Source organism: Rhizobium sp. LjRoot98, from assembly GCF_964252935.1.
Lineage (GTDB): Bacteria > Pseudomonadota > Alphaproteobacteria > Rhizobiales > Rhizobiaceae > Pararhizobium.
This window is the reverse complement of sequence record NZ_CAXUPW020000001.1, coordinates 462,518-481,686: the sequence shown is the minus strand read 5'-3', so window position 1 is coordinate 481,686 and position 19,169 is coordinate 462,518. Positions and strand designations below refer to the sequence as shown.

General features: G+C 60.5%; 22 protein-coding genes. 13 read left to right on the top strand and 9 right to left on the bottom strand.

The annotated features are described in order from the left end of the window. Positions 1–69: 69 nt before the first annotated feature. Entirely contained in the window at positions 70–1,692 is a 1,623-nt protein-coding gene (locus ACSQ3J_RS02390; protein ID WP_436038599.1) for an arylsulfatase, read from the top strand. Positions 1,693–1,936: 244 nt separating this feature from the next. Here the strand turns inward: ACSQ3J_RS02390 and ACSQ3J_RS02385 are convergent, their stop codons facing one another. The 3 genes from ACSQ3J_RS02385 to ACSQ3J_RS02375 all read right to left on the bottom strand — a co-directional run bounded on the left by ACSQ3J_RS02385 (position 1,937) and on the right by ACSQ3J_RS02375 (position 4,481). Then, the gene (locus ACSQ3J_RS02385; RefSeq protein WP_244482054.1) at positions 1,937–2,863 is read right to left on the bottom strand and encodes a sterol desaturase family protein; all 927 of its coding nucleotides are present in this window, start codon (positions 2,861–2,863) and stop codon (positions 1,937–1,939) included. 217 nt (positions 2,864–3,080) lie between these two features. After that, the gene (locus tag ACSQ3J_RS02380; RefSeq protein WP_060503698.1) at positions 3,081–4,070 is read right to left on the bottom strand and encodes an aldo/keto reductase; all 990 of its coding nucleotides are present in this window, start codon (positions 4,068–4,070) and stop codon (positions 3,081–3,083) included. Between the two features lie 15 nt (positions 4,071–4,085). After that, positions 4,086–4,481, bottom strand: coding sequence for a (R)-mandelonitrile lyase (locus ACSQ3J_RS02375; protein WP_060503697.1), 396 nt, complete (start codon positions 4,479–4,481; stop codon positions 4,086–4,088). 131 nt (positions 4,482–4,612) lie between these two features. On the opposite strand from ACSQ3J_RS02375, the gene ACSQ3J_RS02370 reads away from it, so the two are divergent. Both ACSQ3J_RS02370 and trhA read left to right on the top strand, forming a co-directional pair. Next, positions 4,613–5,521: a LysR family transcriptional regulator gene (locus ACSQ3J_RS02370; protein WP_060503696.1), complete on the top strand. Its 909-nt coding sequence runs from the start codon at positions 4,613–4,615 to the stop codon at positions 5,519–5,521. Positions 5,522–5,703: 182 nt separating this feature from the next. Beyond that, complete coding sequence (gene trhA / locus ACSQ3J_RS02365; RefSeq protein WP_060503695.1) at positions 5,704–6,363, top strand: PAQR family membrane homeostasis protein TrhA; 660 nt, start codon at positions 5,704–5,706, stop codon at positions 6,361–6,363. Positions 6,364–6,397: 34 nt separating this feature from the next. On the opposite strand, the gene ACSQ3J_RS02360 is transcribed toward trhA, so the two are convergent. The 4 genes from ACSQ3J_RS02360 to msrB form a co-directional block, all read right to left on the bottom strand. Then, entirely contained in the window at positions 6,398–7,267 is an 870-nt protein-coding gene (locus tag ACSQ3J_RS02360) for a DUF4118 domain-containing protein (RefSeq protein ID WP_060503694.1), read from the bottom strand. 185 nt (positions 7,268–7,452) lie between these two features. Next, positions 7,453–7,998 (bottom strand): AAA family ATPase, encoded by a 546-nt coding sequence (locus ACSQ3J_RS02355; RefSeq protein ID WP_060503693.1) that lies wholly within the window; start codon positions 7,996–7,998, stop codon positions 7,453–7,455. A 31-nt stretch (positions 7,999–8,029) separates the two neighbouring features. Continuing rightward, positions 8,030–8,545 (bottom strand): hypothetical protein, encoded by a 516-nt coding sequence (locus ACSQ3J_RS02350; RefSeq protein WP_060503692.1) that lies wholly within the window; start codon positions 8,543–8,545, stop codon positions 8,030–8,032. 29 nt (positions 8,546–8,574) lie between these two features. Continuing rightward, positions 8,575–8,982 carry a peptide-methionine (R)-S-oxide reductase MsrB gene (msrB, locus tag ACSQ3J_RS02345; protein ID WP_060503691.1) on the bottom strand — a complete coding sequence of 136 codons (408 nt, stop codon included), beginning with the start codon at positions 8,980–8,982 and terminating at the stop codon, positions 8,575–8,577. Between the two features lie 258 nt (positions 8,983–9,240). Between msrB and ACSQ3J_RS02340 the strand changes: the two genes are divergently transcribed. From ACSQ3J_RS02340 to ACSQ3J_RS02295, 10 genes are all read left to right on the top strand, one after another. Beyond that, a complete protein-coding gene (locus tag ACSQ3J_RS02340) occupies positions 9,241–11,601 on the top strand; it encodes a putative monovalent cation/H+ antiporter subunit A (RefSeq protein WP_436038598.1) in 2,361 nt (786 codons plus the stop codon). After that, on the top strand, positions 11,598–12,017 hold the full coding sequence (locus ACSQ3J_RS02335; protein ID WP_060503689.1) for a Na(+)/H(+) antiporter subunit B: 420 nt from the start codon (positions 11,598–11,600) through the stop codon (positions 12,015–12,017). The genes ACSQ3J_RS02340 and ACSQ3J_RS02335 overlap by 4 nt, the downstream gene beginning before the upstream one ends. Further along, positions 12,017–12,394 carry a Na+/H+ antiporter subunit C gene (locus ACSQ3J_RS02330; protein ID WP_436038597.1) on the top strand — a complete coding sequence of 126 codons (378 nt, stop codon included), beginning with the start codon at positions 12,017–12,019 and terminating at the stop codon, positions 12,392–12,394. Before ACSQ3J_RS02335 ends, ACSQ3J_RS02330 begins: the two co-directional genes overlap by 1 nt. 5 nt (positions 12,395–12,399) lie before the next feature. Then, entirely contained in the window at positions 12,400–13,959 is a 1,560-nt protein-coding gene (locus tag ACSQ3J_RS02325) for a Na+/H+ antiporter subunit D (protein ID WP_436038596.1), read from the top strand. Further along, positions 13,956–14,432 carry a Na+/H+ antiporter subunit E gene (locus ACSQ3J_RS02320; RefSeq protein ID WP_436038595.1) on the top strand — a complete coding sequence of 159 codons (477 nt, stop codon included), beginning with the start codon at positions 13,956–13,958 and terminating at the stop codon, positions 14,430–14,432. Before ACSQ3J_RS02325 ends, ACSQ3J_RS02320 begins: the two co-directional genes overlap by 4 nt. After that, positions 14,429–14,803, top strand: a complete 375-nt coding sequence (locus ACSQ3J_RS02315) for a cation:proton antiporter (RefSeq protein WP_436038594.1) — start codon at positions 14,429–14,431, stop codon at positions 14,801–14,803. The genes ACSQ3J_RS02320 and ACSQ3J_RS02315 overlap by 4 nt, the downstream gene beginning before the upstream one ends. Further along, positions 14,803–15,168: a monovalent cation/H(+) antiporter subunit G gene (gene mnhG, locus ACSQ3J_RS02310; protein ID WP_436038593.1), complete on the top strand. Its 366-nt coding sequence runs from the start codon at positions 14,803–14,805 to the stop codon at positions 15,166–15,168. The genes ACSQ3J_RS02315 and mnhG overlap by 1 nt, the downstream gene beginning before the upstream one ends. A 610-nt stretch (positions 15,169–15,778) precedes the next feature. Further along, on the top strand, positions 15,779–16,210 hold the full coding sequence (locus tag ACSQ3J_RS02305; protein WP_060503684.1) for a MucR family transcriptional regulator: 432 nt from the start codon (positions 15,779–15,781) through the stop codon (positions 16,208–16,210). A gap of 300 nt (positions 16,211–16,510) precedes the next feature. Beyond that, complete coding sequence (locus tag ACSQ3J_RS02300) at positions 16,511–16,906, top strand: helix-turn-helix domain-containing protein (protein WP_082512067.1); 396 nt, start codon at positions 16,511–16,513, stop codon at positions 16,904–16,906. After that, positions 16,899–17,744, top strand: a complete 846-nt coding sequence (locus ACSQ3J_RS02295; protein ID WP_436038592.1) for a DUF6456 domain-containing protein — start codon at positions 16,899–16,901, stop codon at positions 17,742–17,744. The genes ACSQ3J_RS02300 and ACSQ3J_RS02295 overlap by 8 nt, the downstream gene beginning before the upstream one ends. On the opposite strand, the gene ACSQ3J_RS02290 is transcribed toward ACSQ3J_RS02295, so the two are convergent. Together ACSQ3J_RS02290 and ACSQ3J_RS02285 are read right to left on the bottom strand one after the other, a co-directional pair. Next, positions 17,741–18,163, bottom strand: coding sequence for a SufE family protein (locus ACSQ3J_RS02290; protein WP_082512073.1), 423 nt, complete (start codon positions 18,161–18,163; stop codon positions 17,741–17,743). The two genes, ACSQ3J_RS02295 and ACSQ3J_RS02290, sit on opposite strands and share 4 nt — an antisense overlap. A gap of 158 nt (positions 18,164–18,321) precedes the next feature. Further along, positions 18,322–18,771, bottom strand: coding sequence for a DUF5330 domain-containing protein (locus tag ACSQ3J_RS02285; RefSeq protein WP_060503824.1), 450 nt, complete (start codon positions 18,769–18,771; stop codon positions 18,322–18,324). Between the last annotated feature and the right edge of the window lie 398 nt (positions 18,772–19,169).

The window sequence follows — 19,169 nt, the reverse complement described above, 5'->3', positions numbered from 1 at the left end:
CCGGTTGTGGCGTCAGCAGTGCATCTCACATTCACGCCACAGATCAACGTTCGATGGAAGGTACATGACATGGCCTACGACGACAGCAACGTAACGCGACGCAATCTCCTTATAGGCACAACAGCTCTAGCGGCCGGTGTCGTTGCGGTCGGCAATATCGCCACCACGACGGCCGCACAGGCACAGGCCGCCGCTCCCTCCGGCAAAGTGCCGAACATCCTGGTGATTTTCGGCGATGATATCGGTGTTCCCCAGATCAGCGCCTATACGATGGGGTTGATGGGCTACCGCACGCCGAACATCGATCGCATCGCAGCCGAAGGTGCGATCTTTACCGACAGCTATGGCCAGCAAAGCTGCACGGCCGGCCGAGCGTCCTTCATTCTCGGGCAGGAGCCCTTCCGTACCGGGCTCCTGACGATCGGTATGCCGGGCGATCCACACGGCATCCAGGACTGGATGCCGACCATTGCCGACGTGATGAAATCGAAGGGATACGCCACCGGGCAGTTCGGCAAGAACCACCTTGGCGACCGCGATGAGCATCTGCCGACGAAACACGGTTTCGATGAGTTCTTCGGCAATCTCTACCATCTGAACGCCGAGGAAGAACCCGAAGGTTATTTCTATCCGAAGGACGCCGAGTTCAGGAAAAAGTATGGTCCACGCGGCGTCATCAAGTCGACGGCGGACGGCAAGATCGAGGATACCGGCGCTCTCAATACCAAGCGTATGGAGACGGTGGACGAAGAGTTTCTGGCCGCTGCCAAAGATTTCATCGACCGTCAGGCCAAGGCCGACAAGCCGTTCTTCTGCTGGTTCAACTCGACCCGCATGCACGTCTTCACCCACCTGAAGAAGGACTCGCTTGGCAAGACCGGCAAAGGCATTCATGCCGATGGCATGGTCGAGCATGATGGGCACGTTGGCCAGTTGCTCGATCAGCTCGACAGCCTTGGCATCGCCGACAATACGATCGTGCTCTACACGACCGACAACGGCGCGGAAATTGCCCTGTGGCCGGATGGCGCCATGACCATGTTCCACGGCGAAAAAGGCACCACTTGGGAAGGCGGTTTCCGCATCCCGATGATGGTCCGTTGGCCGGGCGTCGTGAAGCCGGGCACGCAGATCAACGATCCGGTGACACTGATGGATTGGCTGCCGACATTCGCGACCGCCGCTGGCATCACCGACATTAAAGAGCAGATGAAGACGGGTTATCAGGCCGGCACCAAGACCTTCAAGGTCCATCTCGACGGCTTCGACCTGACCTCCTTGCTGAAGGGCGAAAACAAAACCCCGCCGCGTGAATCCGTCTATTATTTCGACCAGGGCGGGAACCTGAATGCCATCCGGTGGAACGACTGGAAACTGAGCTTTGCGGTGGCGCATGGCAATATTGCCACCGGTGTCCGCGAAACCCCGGCCTGGGCGCTCATCGCCAATCTGCGGATGGATCCGTACGAAAAAGGACTGGAGGAAGGCGGAGGGGCGGTCGATTTCCTTGCCCGCAATATGTGGTTGCTGGTGCCGATCCAGGGGAAGATCAAGGAGTTTTTCCAGGACTTCGACAAGTACCCGTTCCAGATGGGCAGCACACTGAATGCCAGCAACATCAACTATGGTTGGCTGCAGCAGCAGGCGGCGCTCAAGAAGCTCGGCGAGCTGGAACAACTCGCGCCGCGCTGAGAGCGTGCCGTAGCAAGGCCCGCCTGTGTTCGCATCGTTATCCACAGCGAACGGGCGGTTTCGCGGCCAGCAGAGCTGTTTTTAGCGTGTGTAACCAAGGAATACCGGGACGGCTCAGTGCCGCCCCGGTATTCGATCGTTTTGCACGGCCGGACAGCTTGTCATGGGCGGAGCGATCCTTGGAACCAGGGCGTGGCAACGGCTGGTCTCCTCCATCCGCTGAGAAGGCGCACCTTCTGAAAGCTCACGTCTCGGCTTTACGCGTCCCCGCGATCTGCCGTTCAAGCTTCAGGTTGATTGGCGGCGCTTCTTTTTCGAATGTCTCTACCCTGCGATCGTAAACGGGAGAAATCGTGCCCAGCGCCCGGTCCCAGAACGAGAAGTAGTTGGCGAAGTTATACTTGAACTCCGCGTGATGCTGATCGTGATATGTCGTGCACAGCAGCGGCGAGGGACGGCGGGCCGTCTTCGAGGCGAAATATTCAAAACCGGCATGGCCGAAGGTGCCGTTGATCTGATCAAACAGCCGGTTGGCCAGCACGATAAGGGGTGGAAACGGCACGATGAAAACGATGACCGCATAAAATCCCTGCGACAGGGCGGTATCGACAAGCCCGATGGAATCATTGCTCCAGACGGTCGGCGCGACGCTGCGATGGTGCTCCAGATGGTACTTATAGAAGTATTTGGTATGGAGCAGCCGGTGAGCAAAGTAGAACCAGGCGTCAAACAGTACCATGCAGAGGAGAAACAGCGGCACTGCGGTCCACCAGTTGAAGTCCCAGGGTTGCATGGCCCAGCCCTTGTATTGGGCGAAAAGACCGATTGTCACGGACAGGCAGGTGACGAGAATGGAAGCAAGGCTCAGGCGAATTTCTGCCGCCTTGCGTTTTTCGCCACGCCTTTTCTTCTGGATACGGCGCTCAGGGTTGCGATTGTTCAGCCAGATTATGCTGCAGCCAAGAAGGAAATACAGCGCTACGGTCACGCCGTAGAGCACGGCGAGCAGGACGGAAAACTCCGCAAGCCCTTCGAAAAAACCTGTCATCCGCCCTGATATTCCTTCTGCGCTTTGGCCCCCGTAAGCGTAGGGACCCCTTCGCTCGCCGATAAAAAGCGTTCCAGCGCAGAAGATTACCTGATTCGGGGACTTCACCCGTGACCGTTGCACGGCTTTCAAGCGAATGTGAAGCCGCTTATCCAGGCCGATGTCACTTTGTCTCGCCCGGGGCCGGTTTCCGTCAATCTGAACCCCTGGGGCAAACAGGAGGTTTGCCCCAGGGGTTCGGCGCTTGCTTTGCAGCCGCTTGGGATGGAATTACCATCCGGCAACTCGCGCATCGACCGGAAGATGCCAATCAGGCGCGGCCCTCTGAACCCCTTCCGGATCAGCGATTGATCCGCGCCTGATGCTCGGCCGAGTAGCGCGCGCCCTGAATTGTCACGGTCGAGACCGCAGCCTGGATGGACGCGAGATCGCCGGCCGACAGGATGACAGCGGCAGCGCCGATGTTTTCGTCGAGGCGGTTCAGCTTGGTCGTGCCGGGGATCGGCACGATCCAGGGCTTTTGTGCGAGCAGCCAGGCGAGCGCGATCTGCGCCGGGGTCACCCTCTTCGCCGCCGCGATCTCGCCGAGCAGGTCGACAAGCGCCTGGTTGGCCTTGCGGGCGTCCGTTGAGAAGCGCGGCACGGTGTTGCGGTAGTCCTTGTCGTCGAAAGTGGTCTGCGCATTGATTGCACCGGTGAGGAACCCCTTGCCGAGCGGGCTGAAGGGAACGAAGCCGATGCCTAATTCCTCCAGCACCGGCAGGATGTCATCCTCCGGCTCACGCCACCAAAGCGAATACTCGCTCTGCAAGGCTGTGACCGGCTGGACGGCATGGGCGCGGCGGATGGTCTGGGCGCCTGCCTCGGACAGGCCGAAATGCTTGACCTTTCCTTCGGCGATCAGGTCCTTGACCGTGCCTGCGACGTCCTCGATCGGCACATTGGGATCGACGCGATGCTGGTAGAACAGGTCGATGACATCGGTGTTCAGCCGTTTCAGCGCGGCGTCGGCAACGGCGCGGATATGCTGTGGACGGCTGTTCATGCCGCTCTGCCCGCCCTCGGCATTGAAGTCGAAGCCGAATTTCGTGGCGATAACCACCTTATCGCGAATGGGGGCGAGCGCCTCGCCGAGCAACTCCTCGTTCTTGTAGGGACCATAAGCCTCTGCACTGTCGAAAAACGTGACGCCGCGTTCGAATGCGGTGCGGATCAGCGTGATGGCCTGCTGCTTCTCGGTGGCCGGGCCGTAGCCGAAGCTCAAGCCCATGCAGCCGAGACCGATGGCCGAGACTTCAAGGCCGCTATTTCCAAGTGTGCGTTTCTGCATTGTGGTTGCTCCTGATTAGGCCTGATATTGTTCGTCGGTGACGTGTTCCATCCAGTCGACGACCTTGCCATCCAGCGCTTCAGCGATGGCGACGTGGGTCATGGCGGTGGTTGGCGATGCGCCGTGCCAGTGTTTTTCGCCCGGCTCGAACCAGACGATATCGCCCGGCCGGATCTCCTCGATCGGGCCGCCAAGCCGCTGCACCCGGCCAAACCCGGAAACGACAAGCAGCGTCTGGCCGAGCGGATGGGTGTGCCAGGCGGTGCGTGCACCCGGCTCAAACGTCACGGTTGCGCCGCTGACGCGGGCGGGGGCTGTTCCCTGAAACGGTGCATCGATGCGGACTGTTCCAGTAAAATAGTCTGTGGGGCCTTTGGCGGATGGCGCAGAGCCATTGCGCTTGATGTTCATCAGATGTCCTTTCCAAACAGGCTGGCCGGTCATGGCCGATGATGATGCAAGTGATGATCCTGTATTTAGCGCGTGCGATTACCCGCGATTAGGTGCTAGAACGCGCTAAGCCTCATGAGGAGAATTCATGAATGCCGCGCCAGCCGATCAACGATCTGACCGCCTTTATCGCCGTTGCCCGCGAACAGAGTTTCACCCGGGCGGCGGCCAGGCTGGGCGTGTCGCAATCGGCGCTCAGCCACACGATTACCGGGCTGGAAAAGCGGCTGGGACTGCGCCTGCTCAACCGCAATACCCGCAGCGTTTCGCCGACGCCGGCCGGAGCCCGGCTGCTCGATACCGCCGGCCCGCGCATGGATGAGATCGAAAGCGAACTGGCGGCGCTCAGCGAATTGCGCGACAAACCGGCCGGCACCATCCGCATCACCGCCGGCGAACATGCGGCCGAAGCGGTATTGTGGCCAGCTCTTGCAAAGCTGTTGCCGGACTATCCCGATATCAATGCCGAGGTCATTGTCGACTATGGCCTGACGGATATCGTTGCCGAGCGTTATGATGCCGGCGTGCGGTTGGGCGAGCAGGTGGCGAAGGACATGATCGCGGTCAGGATCGCGCCCGACATGCGCATGGCGGCCGTCGGCTCCCCCGCCTATTTCGCCACCCGGCAAAAGCCTCAGACGCCGCACGACCTGACCGGCCATTCCTGCATCAATATGCGCCTGCCGACCTATGGCGGCATCTATGTCTGGGAGTTCGAAAAGGATGGGCATGAGCTGCGCGTGCGGGTCGAGGGGCGGCTGGTCTTCAACAATATTGCCCTTCGGGTGAATGCGGCAGTCGAGGGCATGGGCTTGGCCTATCTGCCGGAAGACGTTGTCCAATCGCACCTTGCCGATGGCCGGTTGATCCGTGTTCTCGAAGACTGGTGCACGCCGTTTTCCGGCTATCACCTCTATTATCCCAGCCGCAAACAGCCGTCCGCCGCCTTTGTCCTGCTGGTGAACGCGCTTCGTTATCGCCCGTATGCTTCATCCAGCTGACGTTCCTTGCACCGGGGGACACCGAGCATGCGTTGATGTCCGCCTGTCGCAAATGTTGATCCCGATGACCCTGTTCCAGCCTTTAACAGCCTGTCAAATTGTTATGGTTATCTGGCTTGCCGTCCGGCCGTGTTGACGGCAGACTGCAATGAGAGAGCCGGACCGGCTGTTGAGAGGCGTGCATGGAAATCAAGGGCATCAAGTGGAACTACGATCGCTCTGAGCTGATCGCCGATGGTGTTGTTCATGGCGTCGGGCTCGCCTTTGCGCTGATCGGCGTCACGGCGATGATCTTTTATGCAAGCGTCTGGAGCACGTCGGGGCAGCTGGTTGCCGCCTGGATCTATGGCGCCGGCCTGGTGGCGACCCTGTCGATTTCCTTCCTCTACAATCTCTATCCCGTATCGCAGACAAAGTGGTTCCTGCGCCGCTTTGATCATTCGTCGATCTTCATTCTGATCGCCGCCACCTATACGCCCTTCCTGCAGCGCGGCTGGGACGATCCTTTTCTGTTCGGCATGCTGATCGGCATCTGGTCAATCGCCATTGTTGGCGTCTTGATCAAATGCGTCTTTCCCGGCCGTTTCGACAAGCTGGCGATATTGCTCTACCTTGCAATGGGGTGGAGCGGTGTCTTTGCCGCCGGTCCGCTTCTGTCGCAGCTGACGGAGACGACGATGATCCTCATCCTGGCGGGTGGCATCATCTATTCGCTCGGCGTGATCTTCCATGTCTGGGAAAGGTTGCGCTTCCAGAACGCCATCTGGCACGGCTTCGTCGTCACCGCCGCCGCCGTGCACTATTCCGCCGTTCTCACCTGCATCAGCAGCGCTGCGAGCTGAGCAGCGCCTCTCCTTAACGGTTTGGGCGGCCAGCTCAATCCGCCTGTGGCGCGTTGCGGGCAGCCCGCAAATGCTGGTTATCGAGCGCCAGGCCCAGAATGCGCGCAATGATATCGACAGACGTATCGGGGGACAAAGGCCGCTGGTCCGTCGCAAAGGCGATCCCGATGACGGCGCTCTGGCCCACAACCGTGGGCACAGGCCAGAAATCAAACCGCGAGGCCACGGCCGGATAGACACCCGCTCGTGCCACAGATCCCATCGCCAGTGACGCCCGCGCCGCATCGAGATCGGCGGCCTGAAGCTCCGCGCCGTCGAGATTGTTGACCGGCACAAGGTCATTCCCGGCCATGAGGATCACCACAGCGGGGGCGCCGAACAATGCCGTCAGTGTCCCGGAGGTGATGGAAACGGCAGCCTTGGCGTCGCCGGCCGCGCCGATATCGCGGCTATAGTCTTGCAGCAGAGTGGCCTGTTTCGTCAGCTGCGCCGCGTTGATCGCTCTGCGGCGCGAGGTGAAGGCGACGCTGCTGACGATCAGTCCGACGAAAAAGAGCAGGACGATTGCCCAGATATTGGCCGGGTCGTTGACCGCCAGCGTGTAGCGCGGTTCGGTCAGGAAGAAGTTGTAGGCGAGCGCGCCCAGGATCGCCGAGCAGACGGAGGCTCCGAGCCCGAAGGAAACGCCGGCGATAATCACGGGTATGACAAAGACGAGCGAGACGTTCGGGATGCTGATGCCGCTGTCGAGGCCGACAGCCACGACCGTGGCGGCGGCAGTCATCAGGACCGACGCAAAATAACCCGTCAACGCCGGCGCCTGCGACGGAGCCTCGACCAGAAAGGGATTGTCCGCTCGCAGGGGAGCGGCCTCTTCGCCAAGCCCGGATTCAACGCGTGCCATTGTTCAACTCCCGCCAATGTTATGCGGTCCTGCCGCCAGAGCGGTGGACGCCGCTGCGATAGACGGCGCAAGTATACACCCGGCGCAATCCGGGCGTGAGTGAAAGGTGAGGGGAGTTCCGCCAGCGGCGTAGCGCGCGGGCTGCTGCTTGAGTGTCGCAGGCTCAAGGTTCTGGTAGCGATTTGTTACAGTGCTGGTTCGTCAGCCGCGAGCGTCTGCAAAACAAAATCCGCCCGTTCGGCAATGCCGGTCTTCGGCAGGATGCAGATGTCATAGCCAAGCAGGCTATAGGCTCTGAGGAGGCGGTCGTATTCCGCCACCGCCGCATCGAGGCCGTGCCGCCGCTCGGGATCGGTCACATAAATCTCCGGCCAGGGCGGCACCAGGAAAACCCGTTTGTGATAACGATGCGCCTGACAGAACTTCGCCAATGCCGGTTCGCCGGTAACGTGTTCGAGTGCTGCGGCGGCATCGACCAGCCCCCTGTCGAAGAACACCCAGCCTTGGTATCTACCAGCGGCATTCCGGTCCTCAAGTGCCATCGCGACGGCGCGGCGGGCAAAGGCGGTCATGTTGACCCAGGGCAGGGCAGATCCGTTGCCCTTCGCCTCGTCTTCGACAATGCGCCGGCCCGGTTCCTCGACAACGGCATATCCCCGAGCGGAAAGCGCTGCAAGCAAGGTGGACTTGCCACCGCCCGAGCAGCCTGAAATCACCACGAAATGGTTCATAAAAATCTCTCTGTTATGGGCCTGACCCCTTTCAATTCGGCGCAGCGCCCGGTGCCGATGCCGGCGCCTGATTGCATCCGGTCGCGGGGCGCAGGGATTTGGCCATGCGGCCGACAAGGTTGTTATAGGCCTTCAGTGCTTTGCGCGGATATGTCAGCTGGAAATAGGCAGCACTCCCGTCACATAAAGCGACGGCGCGGGAATACAGAATATCGCTACCTTTGGCACCGGAATAACTGGCCCATCCTGGTGTCACTTTTTCATAGGTAATGTGCCAGCCTTCCTGCATGTCCCACGCCATGCGTTGCCGGATATCGGCAGCGAATGCCCCCTCTTCGACAAAAGCGCCGAAAATCAACAACCTGGCACCGTCCCTTGATTCAAATGTTGCGCCATCGCCATTGTCGCTTTCCTGCGCCAATGTGAAACCGGGCGGCACGTCAGCGCTGTAGTCGAAGCGCGGATTTGAATAACGGACCCACCCGTCCGCCGCCAGAACGGGGATTGCGGCCCAAAAGCTGGCGATCAGCAGCAACGCATATCTCAAAACTGTTTCTCCATTTCTCCATCGGCCGACTAAGTCGGCTCGAATGTCAGCGCAACACCATTCATGCAATAACGCAAGCCGGTCGGCGGCGGACCGTCGGGAAAGACATGGCCGAGGTGGGCGTCACAATCGGCGCAACGAATTTCCGTCCGGCTCAGCCCATAGGAGACGTCGTGATGCTCCGTCACCGCTTCCATGGATATCGGCTCGAAGAAACTTGGCCACCCCGTTCCGGAATCGAATTTCGTCTGCGAACGATAGAGCGGCCGGTTGCAGCAGACGCAGCGATAGGTGCCTGTTTTGCTGATTTCGAAATCCGGGCTTGAGAAAGCGCGCTCGGTGCCGTGCTGCCGGGTGATCCGGTATTGCTCCGGGGTCAAAAGCTCCCGCCATTCGGTATCGGTTTTCTCGACTTTCAGGGTATTTTTCTCGTTCATCGGCCTCTCCGTGACGTTATGGCGCAGGACATAGGACGAACTTGCACTGCGGCAATTGCCGTTACTGGCCCGGCGTTAAAATTGGTATCTGGATGCCGTGAGTGTTTTGCGTCAGCAACTGGGCACAAGGGCTTGTATATCCCGTCGTAACCTTGAGTTTACCCATCGCTTGCCTTATTCCCAACGGTAGACGCTGCGGCATTCTTTGCCGCCGTTCCCGCTTTTCGCCATCTATCCACGAAAGGAACCTGCTGACCCATGAATGTCACCGACCTGACATTTCTGGCCCTCTGCCTTCCTTTCCTGGGGGCGCTTTTTGCGCCTTTGCTGACACGAATGCTTGGCCACAATGCCGCCTGGGTACTGGCCCTCATACCGGCGGCGATCTTTGTCCATTTTGCCGGTTTTACGGCGGAAATCGCGCAAGGCACCCCCATCACCGGCGGCTACACCTGGGTGCCGTCCTTCAATGTCCGGTTTTCGTGGCTGATCGATGGCCTGTCGCTGAGTTTCATCCTGCTGATCTCGGGCATCGGCGCGCTGATCGTTCTTTATGCCGGTGGCTATCTGAAGGGCCATGCGCATCAGGGCCGGTTCTTCTCGTTCCTGTTGATGTTCATGGGGTCGATGCTCGGCCTCGTCGCGTCCGACAGCTTCCTGATGCTGTTCGTCTTCTGGGAACTGACGTCGATCACGTCGTTCCTGCTGATCGGCTTTGACCATCATCGCGAAGCCGCGCGCCGTGCCGCCTTCCAGGCGCTGGTCGTTACCGGCGGCGGCGGGCTGTTTCTGCTCGCCGGTCTGATCGTGCTCTGGAACATTTCCGGTGTTACCCAGTTCTCGGCGCTGATGTCTCTTGGTCCGATGGTCAAGGCAAGCCCGCTTTATCTCGCAGCGCTCGTACTGGTGCTGGGCGGCGCCTTCACCAAATCGGCGCAGTTTCCGTTCCATTTCTGGCTGCCGAACGCCATGGAAGCGCCGACACCGGTTTCCGCCTACCTGCATTCGGCGACCATGGTGAAGGCCGGGGTCTATCTGTTGATGCGGCTCAACCCCGTGCTGGGGGATACGCCGGAGTGGCAGCTTATTCTGCCGGTATTCGGTGCCGCGACCCTCGTCATCGGCGCGCTTCTCGCGGTGCGCCAGACGGACCTGAAGCTGATGCTCGCCTATACGACAATGTCGTCGCTCGGCCTTCTGGTGATGCTAACCGGTTTCGGCGTGCCCTATGCCATCGAGGCGGCGGTGCTCTATCTCGTTGCGCATTCGCTGTTCAAGGGCGCCCTGTTCATGGTGGCGGGCATCATTGATCACGAGACCGGCACCCGCGATGTTACCCGTCTCGGCGGGCTGCGCACTGCTATGCCGCTGACATTCGCAATTGCGCTTGCTGCCGCCATCTCGATGGGCGGCCTGCCGCCTTTCTTCGGCTTTCTGGCCAAGGAAGAGGTTTATGCCGCTCTGTCGTCGTCTGATCCTCGGTCGATCGTTTTTGCGGTTCTTGTGATCATCGGCAACGCGCTGATGTTTGCCATCGCCTTCGCCGTGGCGCTGAAGCCGTTTTCCGGAAAGCTGGTGGCAACGCCAAAGCACCCGCATGAAGCACCGGTGCTGCTCTGGCTTGGCCCGGCCGTGCTGGCGCTGGCCGGTCTCGTCGCGGCCGTGCTATCGGCGGCCGGACACGCCTTGATCTCCACCCCGATGGCATCCGCTATCGCCGGCGAGCCGCGCGTGATCACCATTTCGCTTGTGCCGCATATCGGCGTTCCGCTGGCACTGTCCGGCATCACCGGCGTTATCGGTATTGCACTTTACCTTGGCCTGGCGCGGGTGAGGGCAGGCGTCGCGTCCGTTCTCGCCTGGATCGGCTGGGGGCCGGACCGTGGCTTCGATCAGGCTATCCGCGGTCTCGTGCGCTTTTCCTTCGCCGTGACCCGGCGGCTGCAGAATGGCAGGCTGGACAGTTACATGACCATGACTTTCACAGCGATTGCGGCCGTTCTGCTCGTGCCGCCGTTCGTCTTCGGCGAATTGGCGCTGGCGCCGGTCTTCCCGTCCATTCCTCTGCACGAACTGGCGATCATGGTCATCGCGGTGATCGGCCTATTTGCCGTCGTTCTCGCCAAGGACCGGCTGACGGCAATCGTCTCGCTCGGCATTCAGGGCTTCTCGGTCGCGGTCATCTTCCTGCTCTACGGCGCGCCGGATCTGGCCTTCACCCAGTTCATGATCGAAACGCTGGCGGTGGTGATCCTTGCGCTGGTGATGACACGGTTGAGGCTGTCGCCGTCCGATCATCGTCCGTTCCGCGAGACCCTGCCGGATGCAGCGATCGCCATTGCCTGCGGGCTGGGCGCCGGGCTGCTGTTGCTCAAGGTGACACAGGTGCCGTTCGACACGGCGTTGTCTGATTTCTTCGCGCAATATTCGAAAACCATCGCCCACGGCGCCAATATCGTCAACGTCATCATCGTCGACTTCCGCGGCACCGATACGCTGGGCGAGATTGCCGTGGTGATGATCGCCGGGCTGGCCATTCTGTCGCTCGTGCGCCTGCGGGCCGGATCGATGCGCCGCATCGCCGACAATGATCCCGACGCGGAGGAGGCCGGCCGATGAAATCGCTGATCTTCCGGACCATTACGCCAGTCATCACCAGCGTCATGATGCTGTTCTCGATCTTCGTGCTGCTGCGCGGCCATAATGAGCCGGGCGGAGGCTTCATCGGCGGCCTGATCGCCGTTGCCGCCCTGTCGATCTATGGCATCGCCTTTGGCGGCGAGACGGTGCGGCGCGCCATCGTCTTTCATCCGCTGTCGATCGCCGGGGCCGGGCTGCTGCTGGCGACATTGTCCGGCCTGTTGTCGATGGTTTTCCATGTACCGTTCATGACCGGGCTGTGGGTCTATCCGGTGGTTTTCGGCGAAGAGATTCCGCTGTCGAGCGTGATGACTTTCGATATCGGCGTCTATCTGGTCGTGGTCGGCGCGGTCACCTCGATTGCCCTGTCGCTCGAGGAAAGGGGGGAAGACTGATGGAACCTGTTTTCGCCGTTCTGACCGGCATTTTCCTCGCCGTTGCCGTTTACCTGCTGTTGTCGAAGTTCATCATTCGCATCTTGCTCGGCGTTGCCATTCTCGGCAATGCGGTCAACCTTCTGCTGTTCACCAGCGGCCGTATCCTGCGCGAGGTACCGCCGGTGATTGGGGCGGGGCTGGACGTTCCCGCCGGTGTGACCGCCAATCCGCTGCCGCAGGCACTGATCCTGACGGCAATCGTCATTTCCTTTTCGTTCTTTGCTTTCCTTTTGGTGCTGTCCTGGCGCGCCTATAGCGTTCTTGGAACGGACAACACCGATGTTATGCGCGTGGCCGAGCCGGACGATGTCCAGCCGCCGCCGCTCGGATATTGACAGACATGGCCGCTTCCTCTTCCCCTGCCGATCTCTCCGCAGCCCTGGTTCTTCAGCCGGTGGCAGCGCTCGACTGGCTGGTGATCCTGCCGGTCGCCTGGTGCATTTCGATCGGCGCGATTCTGATGATGATCCGTCACAAGGGCGTGGCGCAGCCGCTGGTGGCGATCGCCGGGCTTGCCGTTCTTGTCCTTCTCGATGCCGCCCTCCTGTGGCATGTCGCGCAAAGCGGGCCGGTGACGATGGTCATGGGCCGCTGGCTGCCGCCGTTCGGCATTGCGTTCACGGTAGATCTGACCGGTGCGCTGTTTGCGCTGACATCGGCCGTGGTGGCGCTGGTCGGCGCGGCCGCCGCCATCGACGATGTCAATGCCAGCGGCAGGCGCTACGGTTTTTACCCTTTCCTGATGCTGCTGATGGCGGGTGTCAGCGGCGCCTTTCTGACCGGTGACGTCTTCAACCTCTATGTCTGGTTCGAGGTTCTGCTGATCTCGTCCTTCGGGCTTCTCGTGCTGGGGGGCGAGCGCGAGCAGATCGATGGGGCGGTGAAATACGGTTTTCTCAACCTCGTTGCCACCACGTTGTTCCTGATCACCACCGGCTATCTCTATGGCATCTTCGGCACGCTCAACATGGCCGATATCGCGGCCAAGGCCCCGGGTTTGCAGGCGCAAGCGCCGCTGGTGACGCTGACGGCGCTCTATCTTCTCGCTTTCTCGATGAAGGCGGCGGCGTTTCCGGTGAATTTCTGGCTGCCGGCCTCCTATCATACGCCGCGCATCGTCGTGTCGGCGCTGTTTGCCGGCCTGCTGACCAAGGTCGGCATCTATGCCCTGATCCGTGTCGGGGTCATGCTGTTTCCGGCCGAGATTGAACAGTTGAGCCTTGTGCTGGCGATTGTCGCGGCGCTGACCATGCTCACCGGTTCGCTTGGGGCGCTGGCGCAAAACGATACCCGCCGTCTGCTCGGTTATCTCGTCATCTCCGGTATCGGCGCCATGCTGGCCGGTATCGCCATCGGCGGGCCGGAGGCGATCGGCGGGGTGATTTTCTATGCGCTGCATTCCATGCTGGTGATGACGGCGCTCTATCTGGCAGCCGGTCTTGCCGCCCGGTTGAGTGGCGATTTTTCGCTCGGGCCCGCCGGTGGACTCTACCGCCACTATCTGCTGTTTACGGCGCTGTCGCTGATGCTGTTCTTCTCGGTGTCCGGTCTGCCGCCGTTTTCCGGCTTCTGGCCAAAGGTGATGCTGGTCAAGGCTGCCATCGATGGCGGTGTTTCGTGGCTGGCGGCCATCCTGCTTTTGTCCGGCTTTCTCACCACGATTGCCACGGGCCGGGTGTTCCTGCTTTCCTATTGGCGACCGGCTGATGCGCCGGCGGCGGCAGTGCCGCAGCCGCTGGCATTCACCGCCCTGTTGCCGCTCCTGGTCCTGACGGCACTGAGCATTCTTATCGGACTGCTTCCCGAAACCCTGCTCAACCTCGTCCAGCAGGCCGCATCGACGCTCAGTGAGCCATCCGCCTATCTCAATTCGGTCTTTCCGGCGGGAGGTGCGTCATGACATTCCTCATGGTCAATGTGTTGTTGATGCTGACCTGGGCGGCCGTGTCGGGCAGTTTCACCATTCCCAACCTGCTGCTGGGCCTTGCCGTGGGCGCGCTGTCGCTGTGGCTGGTGCGCGAACAGTTTGCCGCTGCCCGCCACCGCGTCAATCCCGTCAAGCTCTTGGTCCTGACCGCTGTCTTCTTCAAGGAGTTGTCGCTCTCGGCGATCAAGGTGGCGCTTCTCGTCATTCGGCCGGATATGCAGTTGCGGCCGGGCATTTTCGCCTTTCCGCTGACGTTGACGCGCGATTTCGAAATCACGCTGCTGGCCAACCTGATCACGCTGACACCCGGCACTTTGTCGGTCGATGTCTCGGAAGACCGCAAGACGCTGTATGTCCACGCGCTTGATTGCCATGATCCGGCGGCCGAGAAGCGGGCGATTTCCACCGGCTTCGAACGCCGCATCCGGGAGGCCTTTCCGCTATGAGCGCCGCCGCCATCCTGTCTTCTTCGATCTATTTCGCGCTTGCCGCGCTGTCGCTTGGCCTATTGCTGACGGTGGTGCGGATCCTGCGCGGACCAACCTTGCCCGACCGGGTGCTCGGTCTCGACATGCTGGTGGCGATCGCCATCGGCCTGATCGCCGTCCTTGCCATCAAGAGCGGCTTCAATCTCTATGTCGATATCGCCATTGCGCTCAGCCTTGTCGGCTTCCTGGCAACGGTCGCCTTTGCGCGGTTCATTCTGGCGCGGGGGCTTTCTCCGGAAAAGGGTGGCGCGGCGGGGCGTCCGCTTCCTGCGGTGCAGAAGGCGAAGCGCAGCAAGCCGGTCCGGCGCAACAAGAAGGGAGGCCGGTAATGGCAACTGATCCCGATATGGCGATGGCGCTCGTGGTCAGCGCGCTCCTGGTGATCGGCTCGCTGTTCAGCGTTCTGGCCGCGCTCGGTGTGCTGCGTTTCCCCGATCTCTACACGCGCATGCACGCAGCCTCCAAGGCGGGGACGATCGGCTCCGGTCTGTTACTGCTTGCCGCCGGTATCCACGCGATGGATATCGCCATCCTGCTGCGCGCGCTCGCCGGTTTCGCCTTCTTCCTGCTGACTGCGCCGCTCTCGGCCCATTTGCTTGCCAAGGCAGCCCATCAGGCCGGGTATCGTCTGACCAATCTGTCGGTGACGGACCAGATGCCGCAGCCGTCTCCGCAGAAATCCCGTAGCCTCTGATACGCCGTGCCTTTAATCGAACGCATTCTGCCGCGATGCATGCGTCCGGGCGATTCTGATCGGGTGCGTCGGCCTACTTATGCCGCACACCGGGGGTTCTCCCTAGAATGTCTACCGGCCCGTTCTTGGTAATGCTGGAAACAGTGTGGTTAATACCAAGTAAAATGCCAATTACTTGCCAAGCTGCACAGCCTCTGCGGCCGGATGTATCGTAATGTTTCCGCTTGCGCGGCGATATGCGCGACTCTTAAAGATCAAGAGGCTAAATCTCGCATAAATTATGGTTGGACTTTTGCCTGATCGATGCTAATCGAGTAAAGGCAAAGTGTCCATTTTCGTATTACTTCATTCTGAAATTCCAGCATGGGTTGTGACTATTGATTGTTGCTTTGAGGCGCAGGGTTGTCCCGGCGCTTTGGTAACGGATTCCAATCCCTAAGAATTAGGAGTATTATACGGTTCTCGTGGTTTTCTGTCGCTGTCAGAAGCAAAGTGCATCTGGCTCGGCGGGAAACGTGATGTTCGGGCACTTTCTCAAAATGGTTTGGTTGTGCTCGCGATAAACCCGTCGCGGGCGCGTTTGAAGTGATTCCGATAGGAGAAAGAAAAAATGACGGATCTACCGCTTGGCTCGGGCCATGATCTACTGGTTGAATTGACCGCCGAGATCGTTGCCGCCTATGTCAGCAATCATGTCGTGCCGGTCGCCGAACTGTCGACGCTGATCGGTGATGTGCATGCTGCGCTGAACAACACGAGCAGCCCGGCTCCTGTCGCTGTTGTGATCGAAAAGCCGAAGCCTGCCGTATCGGTACGCAAGTCGGTTCAGGATGACCAGATTACCTGTTTGGAGTGCGGTGGCACGTTCAAGTCGCTGAAGCGCCACCTGATGACCCATCACACCCTGTCGCCGGAAGAATACCGCGAGAAATGGGACCTGCCGACAGACTATCCGATGGTCGCTCCGGCCTATGCCGAAGCGCGTTCGCGTCTCGCCAAGGAAATGGGCCTCGGCCAGCGCCGCAAGCGCCGCGCCAAGTAAGTTACGCGGATATCAGCGGTAAAATTTCCAAGCCGGTCTGGCTCCCACAGACCGGCTTTTTTGTCTCCGGCGGTGGCGCTAAAAAATGAAGACGAGGAAAATAAACCTATTATTTTCCTCAAAAAACTTGAAAACGATGAAAAAACAACGGATGGTTGTGGCTGCGCGCTTTCTTTCATCCCCGCAATCACACTAGGGTGTATGAATTAATTCCTATCTGAGGAGTGAGCCATGCATCTGAGTAACTTTCTTCATCGGCCCTTGTCCCTAAAACCGTCCTTGCCGGCGCCAAGAGCGCGCATGGTCACGCAGTCCATCCTGCCGCCCGGTTCAGGCACGCTCGACGATCCATGGGGCCCGGTTCTGTCTGTTGCCGCCCACCACCGGTGCCGCCTTGTGCGGCAGGTGACGGCGGAGATGGTGATGATGGTCGGCGAGCGCGTGCCGCTCCGGCGTGACCGCCGCCGCACCAGCTGCCATGTCCGGCAGATTTCCATGTATGTCTGCCATGTGGTGCTGCAGATTTCGCTGACCGATATCGGCTATTCCTTCGGCCGCGACCGCACCACCGTCAGCCATGCCTGCAATGTCGTCGAGGACCGGCGCGACGATCAGGCCTTTGATGACTTCATCGCCGCGCTGGAGCGCGTCGTCACCTGCTTCTTCGGTGCCCCGGGAGGACGCGATCATGCCTGACACAAGCGGAAGGGACGCACGCGCCGCGCAAAAGGATCTTGTTCGCTTCGTTCGCACTGTCGTTACCCACGCCCCTGTCCGGCTGGAGCCCGGAGAGGGGGCCGTGACGCTCGTTCTAGACAGCAAGGGTTCGCACCGGGGCAAGTTGTCGCGCCCGGTTTCCGGAACCACGGTCGCTCAGGCCCTTTCGCTTGGACTGGTCGTCCTTGATGGTCATTGCATGCGGGCAACGGCAGAGGCGTTGCCTTTCCTGCGCCGCGCGCTTGTGACGCCGGAAGAGGGGTTTCAGGAACAGCACCGCGAAATGGAGAGCGGGACCGTTGCACTGGACGGCGTCCGCCAGGCCGTTCGGGTCAACCAACTGGAATCGCCGCTCGGTGCTTGCGCGCGGCTGAAAGAGAAATCCGGCCAGCCCTTCCTGCCGCCGGAGGCGATTACGGCGGGTGAGCGGCTGCATGCCGATTTTACCCGCGCGAATTTGCAGCCACGGCTGACCATGGCCTACGAGCCGCGGCTTTCGACGAAGACCAGGGGCGGCGTGGGCGGTGCTGCCGATCTCAGCGATTCTGCCATGTCGGCGCGGTTTCGGGTCGGAAAGGCAATGGAGGCGATCGGTCCGGAACTTTGCGGCGTGGCGCTGGATGTCTGCTGCTTCCAGAAGGGCTTGGAAATTGTCGAGCGGGAGCGGCAATGGCCTGCGCGCTCGGCCAAGCTGATGCTGCGCACCGCGCTGATGGCGCTTGCCCGCCACTATACGCCACCACGCAAGGATGCAAAACGCAGCCATGCGTGGGGTGCGGAGGGGTATCGCCCGCAGGCGAACGATATTGTGCTTTAGGCGGCCAGTTGGCGGGCGGCCTCGTCCTTGATCCGCTTGATCATCGAGCGCAGGCCATTGGCGCGTTGCGCGGTCAGGTATTCGATCAGTCCCATGCGGTTAAACAGGTCGATGGCATCGGTCTTGACGATGTCGGAGGCATGCTGCCCGGAAAAGATCGACAGGACGATGGCGACCAGGCCGCGCACGATATGCGCATCTGATTCGCCCTCGAAGGTCAGGATCGGGTCGCTTGCCGCCGGGCTGGCATGGGTGACCAGCCAGACCTGGCTGGCGCAACCCTGCACCTTGTTTTCAGACGTGCGTTTTTCGTCCGGCATCTCCGGCAGCTTGCGGCCAAGCTCGATGACATAGCTCATCCGGTCCTGCCAATCGTCCAGATAGGCGCAATTGTCGATGATTTCGGCAAGCGGGGTGATCGGCGATGTGTGCAACTGGTCCATGCCGTTGATATAGGCGATGGACTGGCAAATGAGAACTGCAAAAAGAAAAGCCGTGAGGGATGGGCGTTCCTCACGGCGGCCGTAAAATCGGCAGTTCAGGCAGTTGTAAAATCGTGGTGGTCTGGGGGTGCGTGTCAGCGCACAACCGAAACCTTCGGTTCGATGCGCTTTTCCGGCACGGGGATTCTGTTGAAGACGGGCTCCGGCTGCGCGGCGGCCTGTTCGGCGGTGGCGAGATCGGTGGTGACGTCGATAGTAGGCTGCGGGGCGGCGGCAACGGTGCCGGTGGTCACGGCGTCGCTCGGTTCGGCAAACTGCTGATCGAGGAACTGATAGGCGATCTTGGCGCCTTCACGGGCCCGGTGGCCAAGTGCGACGAAGGTTTCGGTTCCCTTGACGCAGACATCCGGCTTTTCGACGCAGATGGCGCTGATGTAGCCGAATGCCTCAGTGGCGGCCGAGACCGTATCGCCGACATCGACCTTGGGGCCGCGCTCCAGTGTCGAAGTGCTTGCCGGATCGAGAAACGGCAGGAGCACCAGCACCAGCGAAAACCAGAATGTTCCCTTGATCAGAAACCACATTGTCTTGCCCATCCTTTGGTCAGGCGCTCAAACCTGCGTCCGGTCTCTGCCGGGTTCGCTCCCTTGGCGCCTTGTCATCACACCTTAGGCAGGGATTCGGAACATGCCTTTGCCAAAACCAGTGGCATTTGCACCGTCTTTTCATAAAATTTGAATTATCGGCATTTGAATGGCATTTATCGTGCATTTTAACAGTCGCTATTAAGGTTCAAGGCGAAGCGGTTCCGGTCAAGCCCCGAAACGCGGGGTCTCACGGCGGGCGGGGGTGCCACACAGGTTAACGCGGGAGCAAAAACCCGCTAAAATCCGGCGCTTACACCCCGTTAACCACAAAAGATAAAGCCCCGGCGATTTGTCCCGGAATGGGACTTTGAAGGCCTTTCGCGGGATTTGTCGCA

What these genes read in the sequence shown, in the direction of transcription:
- ACSQ3J_RS02390 (WP_436038599.1), top strand. Translation starts at nt 70, where the DNA reads ATGGCCTACGACGACAGCAACGTAACGCGACGCAATCTCCTTATAGGC.
- ACSQ3J_RS02370 (WP_060503696.1), top strand. Translation starts at nt 4,613, where the DNA reads ATGCCGCGCCAGCCGATCAACGATCTGACCGCCTTTATCGCCGTTGCC.
- ACSQ3J_RS02335 (WP_060503689.1), top strand. Translation starts at nt 11,598, where the DNA reads ATGAAATCGCTGATCTTCCGGACCATTACGCCAGTCATCACCAGCGTC.
- ACSQ3J_RS02285 (WP_060503824.1), bottom strand. Translation starts at nt 18,771, where the DNA reads ATGTGGTTTCTGATCAAGGGAACATTCTGGTTTTCGCTGGTGCTGGTG.
- ACSQ3J_RS02380 (WP_060503698.1), bottom strand. Translation starts at nt 4,070, where the DNA reads ATGCAGAAACGCACACTTGGAAATAGCGGCCTTGAAGTCTCGGCCATC.
- trhA (WP_060503695.1), top strand. Translation starts at nt 5,704, where the DNA reads ATGGAAATCAAGGGCATCAAGTGGAACTACGATCGCTCTGAGCTGATC.
- ACSQ3J_RS02355 (WP_060503693.1), bottom strand. Translation starts at nt 7,998, where the DNA reads ATGAACCATTTCGTGGTGATTTCAGGCTGCTCGGGCGGTGGCAAGTCC.
- ACSQ3J_RS02325 (WP_436038596.1), top strand. Translation starts at nt 12,400, where the DNA reads ATGGCCGCTTCCTCTTCCCCTGCCGATCTCTCCGCAGCCCTGGTTCTT.
- ACSQ3J_RS02295 (WP_436038592.1), top strand. Translation starts at nt 16,899, where the DNA reads ATGCCTGACACAAGCGGAAGGGACGCACGCGCCGCGCAAAAGGATCTT.
- ACSQ3J_RS02320 (WP_436038595.1), top strand. Translation starts at nt 13,956, where the DNA reads ATGACATTCCTCATGGTCAATGTGTTGTTGATGCTGACCTGGGCGGCC.
- ACSQ3J_RS02315 (WP_436038594.1), top strand. Translation starts at nt 14,429, where the DNA reads ATGAGCGCCGCCGCCATCCTGTCTTCTTCGATCTATTTCGCGCTTGCC.
- msrB (WP_060503691.1), bottom strand. Translation starts at nt 8,982, where the DNA reads ATGAACGAGAAAAATACCCTGAAAGTCGAGAAAACCGATACCGAATGG.
- ACSQ3J_RS02360 (WP_060503694.1), bottom strand. Translation starts at nt 7,267, where the DNA reads ATGGCACGCGTTGAATCCGGGCTTGGCGAAGAGGCCGCTCCCCTGCGA.
- mnhG (WP_436038593.1), top strand. Translation starts at nt 14,803, where the DNA reads ATGGCAACTGATCCCGATATGGCGATGGCGCTCGTGGTCAGCGCGCTC.
- ACSQ3J_RS02375 (WP_060503697.1), bottom strand. Translation starts at nt 4,481, where the DNA reads ATGAACATCAAGCGCAATGGCTCTGCGCCATCCGCCAAAGGCCCCACA.
- ACSQ3J_RS02330 (WP_436038597.1), top strand. Translation starts at nt 12,017, where the DNA reads ATGGAACCTGTTTTCGCCGTTCTGACCGGCATTTTCCTCGCCGTTGCC.
- ACSQ3J_RS02300 (WP_082512067.1), top strand. Translation starts at nt 16,511, where the DNA reads ATGGTCACGCAGTCCATCCTGCCGCCCGGTTCAGGCACGCTCGACGAT.
- ACSQ3J_RS02305 (WP_060503684.1), top strand. Translation starts at nt 15,779, where the DNA reads ATGACGGATCTACCGCTTGGCTCGGGCCATGATCTACTGGTTGAATTG.
- ACSQ3J_RS02340 (WP_436038598.1), top strand. Translation starts at nt 9,241, where the DNA reads ATGAATGTCACCGACCTGACATTTCTGGCCCTCTGCCTTCCTTTCCTG.